We start from the raw sequence: 6028 nt of genomic DNA, 5'->3' as shown, positions 1-6028 counted from the left end.
GTCTTCAAACGAAAAACACCTCCATTGAATTTGCATACTTAGTATGCGAATTCAGGAGGTGTTTTTTTCATGTACCACTATTCGGGTTCACTTCATGATGAGCGGTGTTTTTTATTTAAATCGTTAAGGAAATTTTAAGAAACCAACATTATTATTGGCATTGTATACGAAAGTGTACATGCTTTAGAAATATGAAGGAGGAAATTTCCTATGAAGAAGAAAACAGTTGGATATTTAGCAATTGCAGGTGCTTTATCATTTGGAATTATAGGAGGAGCTGGTATACCAGCGTTTGCGGCAACTAATACTCCAGCAGCTGAGCAAGTTACAAAAGGAACTGCGAAGAAGAATTTAGATGAAGCAACAAAACAAAAAGTAAAAACGATTATGGATGATACAAAGAAACAGTTAGAGGGATTAGGTGTGAAATTCCCAGAGAAGGGTAAGCACAAGGAAATGTTTGCAGGACTAGATGATCAGGCGAAAGAAAAAGCAAAGTCGATTCTAGAGCAAGAAAAATCCGGGAAATTAACTCGCGAACAAGCAAATGAGGAATTAACAAAGCTAGGCGTGAAATTCCCAGAGAAAGGTAAGCACAAAGATATATTCGCGAATTTAGATGAGGCGACAAAAGAAAAAGCGAAGTCCATTTTTGAGCAAGGGAAGTCCGGAGCATTAACGCATGAGCAAGTGAAAGAGAAATTGAAAGAATTAGGCGTAACGCTTCCAGAGAAAGGGAAGCATGGTGACATGTTCGCGAATTTAGATGAGGCGACAAAAGAAAAGGCGGAAGCAATTTTGAAGCAAGAAAAGTCTGGAACACTAACTCGTGAGCAAGCGAAAGCGAAGTTGAAAGAACTAGGTGTGAAATTCCCAGAGAAAGGGAAGCACGGTGATATGTTCGCGAATCTAGATGAGGCGACAAAAGAAAAAGCGAAGTCCATTTTTGAGCAAGAAAAGTCCGGGAAATTAACTCGCGAGCAAGCGAAAGAAGAATTGACAAAACTAGGTGTGAATCTTCCAGAGAAAGGGAAGCATGAAGACATCTTTGCAAACTTAGATGAGGCGACAAAAGAAAAAGCGAAAGCGATTCTAGAAAAGGAAAAGAAACAATTAGCAGATTTAAATGTGGATCTTCCAAATCATAAATTTTTTATGAAAAATGAAGATAAATAATTGAACTATGTCGTATCTTTCGTGTGGGCAACCGAGGGATATGATGCATGCGAGGACCGATTTCTGTAAGCAGAAATCGGTCCCTTTTAATGATTCAATAAAATTCTTTTCATTGTTAGTATGTATCCAAAGATGCAGTAGAAGATTGCAAAACCGATAAACACTTCAGTATATTAGTATTTACCTAATACGTAGAAGGAAGCAGCTGGTATAATAGCTACCGCTAAAATGCTATAACCAGGATATTTATATCGATACATGATAGCGAATATAAAAGAAAGAACAGTAGCGATGATACAAAAAATAGCAATCATTATTAGTACACCTTCTACATTGATCATACCATTTTTAGGGAATTAGAGAAGTGTCGTAATTTCTGTTATAATATAAGAAGAGAAATATCTCTTATGTTATATAAAAAATATATTGATTTTTTCTAACAATTCAATATAATGGGAAACAACTACAAAATTCGACATCAAGAAGTGATGATGAGGATATGATCAGTTTTTTACGATTATCAGAGAGGGAGGCCTTTGGCTGTGAGCTTCCTAATACGGGAAAATCGATTACCACCTCTGAACTGCAGCAGTGAACGGATATCTAGTAATTGCATGCCGGCAAAAACCGTTATTTAGACTTGAGAAATTGGTGAAGTGTGTCACTTTACTAATTGAAACAAGGGTGGAACCACGAATACAACACTCGTCCCTTTTTTAGGGAGGAGTGTTTTTTTATTTCATTTTTGCATCACACTAGAATTGGAAGGAGGATACGCAGCATGCATCATGATGAGAAAAACAAAATTGGTTTAACAGTAGCACTCTCTATCGTAGTAGGAACTATTATTGGGTCTGGTGTGTTTATGAAACCAGGGAGCGTATTAGATTACTCAGGGAGTTCTAATATGGCTATTCTTGCTTGGGTAATTGGTGGTCTGTTGACGTTAGCAAGTGGTTTAACAGTAGCCGAAATTGGAGCGCAAATTCCGAAAAATGGTGGGTTGTATACGTATTTAGAGGAGATTTACGGAAGTTTTTGGGGGTATTTATCTGGCTGGATGCAAACAATTGTTTATGGACCAGCTATTATTGGAACGTTAGGTTTGTATTTTAGTTCTTTAATGATCAATTTTTTCTATTTAGATAAAGTCTGGAATTTACCAATCGCAATTGGAACAGTTGTGTTCCTAGGCGTTATAAATAGTTTGGGAACAAAATATGGGGGCATCGTCCAAACGGTTACGACAGTTGGGAAGATGATTCCAATTATATTAATTGTTGTGCTAGGGTTTTGGAAAGGGAATAGTGATATCTTCAACGTAGTTGTACCGATATCAGAAAATCAAAGTATCGGGATGGCAATTTTAGCAACTTTATTTGCCTATGATGGCTGGATTTTGCTTGCTTCTATTGGCGGAGAAATGAAGAATCCAACAAAGTTATTACCGAAGGCAATGACAGTTGGGATTTTAATTGTAACAGCTGCTTACGTATTAATTAACTTAGCGTTACTAAATGTATTACCAGCAGCGAAAATCGTAGCCCTTGGAGAAAATGCAACGGCGACAGCTGCGGGAATGTTACTTGGAGAATATGGCGGGAAAATTATTAGTATCGGTATTATCATTTCTATTTTCGGTTGTTTAAATGGAAAGATTTTAACATTCCCACGTATTCCGATGTCGATGGCAGAGCGTGGACACCTTCCGTTTTCTAAGTTTATTGCAAAAGAAAATTCGAGATTTAAAACACCAGCGAATGCGATTACTGTTGAAATCATATTAGGAATTATTTTAATGATTATTAGTGATCCGAATAAGCTATCCGAGATTTCCGTATTCATTATTTATATTTTCTATGTAATGACATTTATAGGTGTCTTCATCTTAAGAAAACGTAACAAGAATAAAGAGCGTGCATACAGTGTACCGTTATTCCCGATTGTACCAATCGTTGCGATTTTAGGATCGTTGTTTGTACTTGGAAGTGCAATTATTAACGATCCGGTAAGCTGCTTTTTATCAATTGGAATTGTATTTACTGGACTTCCGGTGTATTGGTACTTAAATAAGAAGAAAGAAACTGGAGTTTAATGATTGAAGGGCAGGCGTATTATACGCCTGCTTTTTTTGTTGTAAAAAAATTTGTACTTGCGTCCACTTTCTCTTTTGGTTACTATAATGGTAGTAACCAAAAGAGAAAGTGTGGGGAAAGGCTTGAATTTTCGTGTATATATTTTAGCTATTGCGGCTTTCGTAGTCGGAACGGTTGAGCTAATTATAGGAGGAACGCTTGATTTAGTTGCTAATGATTTAGGTGTGTCGATTAGTGCAGCTGGTCAGCTTATTACAATATTTTCAGTAGTATTCGCTCTATCAGGGCCGGTTTTATTAGCATTAACAGGCAAGTTTGAAAGAAAAAAATTGTATGTTGTGGCATTATCAATTTTCTTAATTGGAAATATCATTTCGGCATTTAGTGTGAATTACGAGATGTTAATGTTCTCGAGGGTAATTTGTGCAGCGAGTGGATCGCTTATTATTGCACTATCGGTAACACTTGCTTCTAGTGTAGTAGAGCCGCATTTCCGTGCGCGTGCAATTGGAATCATTTTCATGGGTATTAGTGGATCACTCGTACTTGGAGTACCGCTAGGTCTTGTGCTCGGAAATGCATATGGATGGCGTGCACCATTTGTATTAATTTCAATATTAACGGTTATGGCGATTGCTTGTATTTCATTATTCTTAACGAAAGTACCCCCGACATCGGTATTATCAATAAGAGAACAAATTGCTACGTTAAAGGATAAAAAAATTGTAAGTGCACAGTTAACATCATTTTTATTTTTAACAGGACATTTAACGCTATACGCATATTTAACACCGTTTTTAAAAGATGTGATGCATGTTGAAGCAAATTGGATTAGTGTGTTTTACTTCATTTTCGGAATTGCAGCGGTACTTGGAGGTGGCCTTGGCGGCTGGCTTGCTGATAAATGGGGATCGAAGAAAAGTATTATTTCCATCATTATCGTATTTGCATGTGCAATCTTTATGTTGCCGATGATGACATTCTCATTCCCGCTCTTCATTATTATGATGGGTCTTTGGAGTATGCTGAGCTGGGCAATTTCGCCAGCACAGCAAAACTATTTAATTGAAATTGCGCCAGAATCAGCTGGTATTCAGCAAGGTTTAAATAACTCTGCACTTCATTTAGGAATTGCGCTTGGCTCAACAGTGGGCGGAGTTGTTATTGAGAAATCATCTGTTATATATAACGCTTGGGTAGGCGGCGTTTTCATTATATTGGCACTGCTTTGTGCGATTTTCTCTATTACGAGAGGACGCTCAAATCAGCTTAGGAAAGAAGAATCTATCATTTGATAGGTTCTTTTTTGTGTGAAAAATTGCAGGGGTTAGTAGAGAAATGGAGAAGGGAGTATATAGCGAGGTGATAGTATATGGAGTCTAATTTTTCAATTATTGGTTTTCTAATTTCTTTAGTCCCATTATTTCTTATTATTTTTGTATTTAGATGGATTCGTTTCATCTATCAAAACTCTGAGAAACAAGTAGAGCAAAATGAGAAGATTATTGAGCTTTTGATGGAGATAAAGGAGCAAAAGAAGTCGTGAAATGAACGTTCTGTATTTACAAATCAAAACCATCCGAAAAACCAACTACATAAAATTAAATTAACGAAAGCGTAAAAAAGAGCTGTACCAAATGAGTATGTAAAACTCCGTTTGATACAGCTTTTTTTGTATGGAAAATTATATTATCTATTCAAATGGTAGAATCGATTTTGGGATTTGTTAATATCTCAACTTCATCAACAATTCCTTAATTTCCTCATCCTGCATAAAGAGATCATGGTGCTTCTCTGTAATTTTCGCAAGTGCAACGTCATGATAGAAGAACTCCGTAAAGAACTTCACGAAAGGTTGTGACATTGTTTTCATCGCTTGCCATGATTCTTGCTCTACACCAGCAAATAAAATTTCACTATCGTCAATGATGAGTAGTAAATAACGCTCTAATGCGTTAGGTTCTTGAGCTGGGATTAAAAAATGCATGTTTTCTAAGTCAGTTTCCACTTTTCCAACTATGAGGGACTCGACTTGGACGCCTTGTTTTTCTTTTTGTTCTAGTAAAGGAAGATATTCTAAAAGGGTATCGTTCCATGCGGAGATGCGTATGGATTCTTTCGCATCTTCTATAAGTTGCCTACTTTGTACTTTAATAGAAGACTGCATTTTTAAACTCCAAACGCGGTCATCTGTAAATGATTTTTTAGAAATATTATTTTCAAGTTCTTTAATATTAGATTGGAATTCTGTCGTTAACTTTTCAATTGCTAGCTTGAGTGGTAATGCTGTATACAATTTTTTCTTTTCAGAAACAGAATCCATTACCATCCCTTTATCAATGAGTCGTGCTAACACTTCGTATATTTTTGCTTTTGGAACACCTGAATGTTTAACGATAGTTGTTGCATCTAATGGGTCATTGCTTGATACGACAACTTCATAAGCTTGGCTTTCATATTGTGAGAAACCGAATTTTTGTAGCATAGTTCCCTCCGAACGAATGAGATTATATAGTTTAAGGATAATGAACTATTTGTTTTTACACAAGTGGTAGTAGGTTTCTACTCAAATTGAGATGAGAATTAATTTCAATTTTTAAACTTTATCCATTATACTTAATATAGTGATTAATATGATTACAATACAACGAGAAGGGTAATTAACTGTTACGATTTATTTAACCAATTATAACTAAAGTTAATTAAATATATCAGTAAGCCCTGCTAGTCAAGTGATTGGCTAGTAGTGAGGGTTA

Annotated in this window: 5 protein-coding genes, 1 pseudogene and 1 other annotated feature; of the genes and pseudogenes, 4 read left to right on the top strand and 2 right to left on the bottom strand. The window is 36.1% G+C overall.

Annotated elements, in window-relative coordinates:
- The first annotated feature begins 210 nt into the window (after positions 1–210).
- Positions 211–1176, top strand: coding sequence for a hypothetical protein (locus DET63_RS29940; RefSeq protein WP_113938652.1), 966 nt, complete (start codon positions 211–213; stop codon positions 1174–1176).
- Between the two features lie 86 nt (positions 1177–1262).
- On the opposite strand, the pseudogene DET63_RS29935 reads toward DET63_RS29940, so the two are convergent.
- A pseudogene (locus tag DET63_RS29935) lies at positions 1263–1490 on the bottom strand (hypothetical protein).
- A gap of 165 nt (positions 1491–1655) precedes the next feature.
- Positions 1656–1892, top strand: a binding site (T-box leader).
- Positions 1893–1957: 65 nt separating this feature from the next.
- Here DET63_RS29935 and DET63_RS29930 point away from each other — a divergent pair.
- From DET63_RS29930 to DET63_RS30420, 3 genes are all read left to right on the top strand, one after another.
- Positions 1958–3271, top strand: a complete 1314-nt coding sequence (locus DET63_RS29930; protein WP_002015963.1) for an APC family permease — start codon at positions 1958–1960, stop codon at positions 3269–3271.
- 111 nt (positions 3272–3382) lie between these two features.
- Positions 3383–4567, top strand: a complete 1185-nt coding sequence (locus tag DET63_RS29925) for an MFS transporter (protein WP_113938651.1) — start codon at positions 3383–3385, stop codon at positions 4565–4567.
- Positions 4568–4644: 77 nt separating this feature from the next.
- The gene (locus DET63_RS30420; protein ID WP_002034605.1) at positions 4645–4818 is read left to right on the top strand and encodes a hypothetical protein; all 174 of its coding nucleotides are present in this window, start codon (positions 4645–4647) and stop codon (positions 4816–4818) included.
- Positions 4819–4998: 180 nt separating this feature from the next.
- Here the strand turns inward: DET63_RS30420 and DET63_RS29915 are convergent, their stop codons facing one another.
- Entirely contained in the window at positions 4999–5757 is a 759-nt protein-coding gene (locus DET63_RS29915) for a TrmB family transcriptional regulator (protein ID WP_113938650.1), read from the bottom strand.
- Between the last annotated feature and the right edge of the window lie 271 nt (positions 5758–6028).

Source organism: Bacillus sp. DB-2 (assembly GCF_003315125.1).
Lineage (GTDB): Bacteria > Bacillota > Bacilli > Bacillales > Bacillaceae_G > Bacillus_A > Bacillus_A mycoides.
The sequence above is the reverse complement of the archived record's forward strand: the minus strand, read 5'-3'. Positions and strand labels throughout refer to the sequence as shown.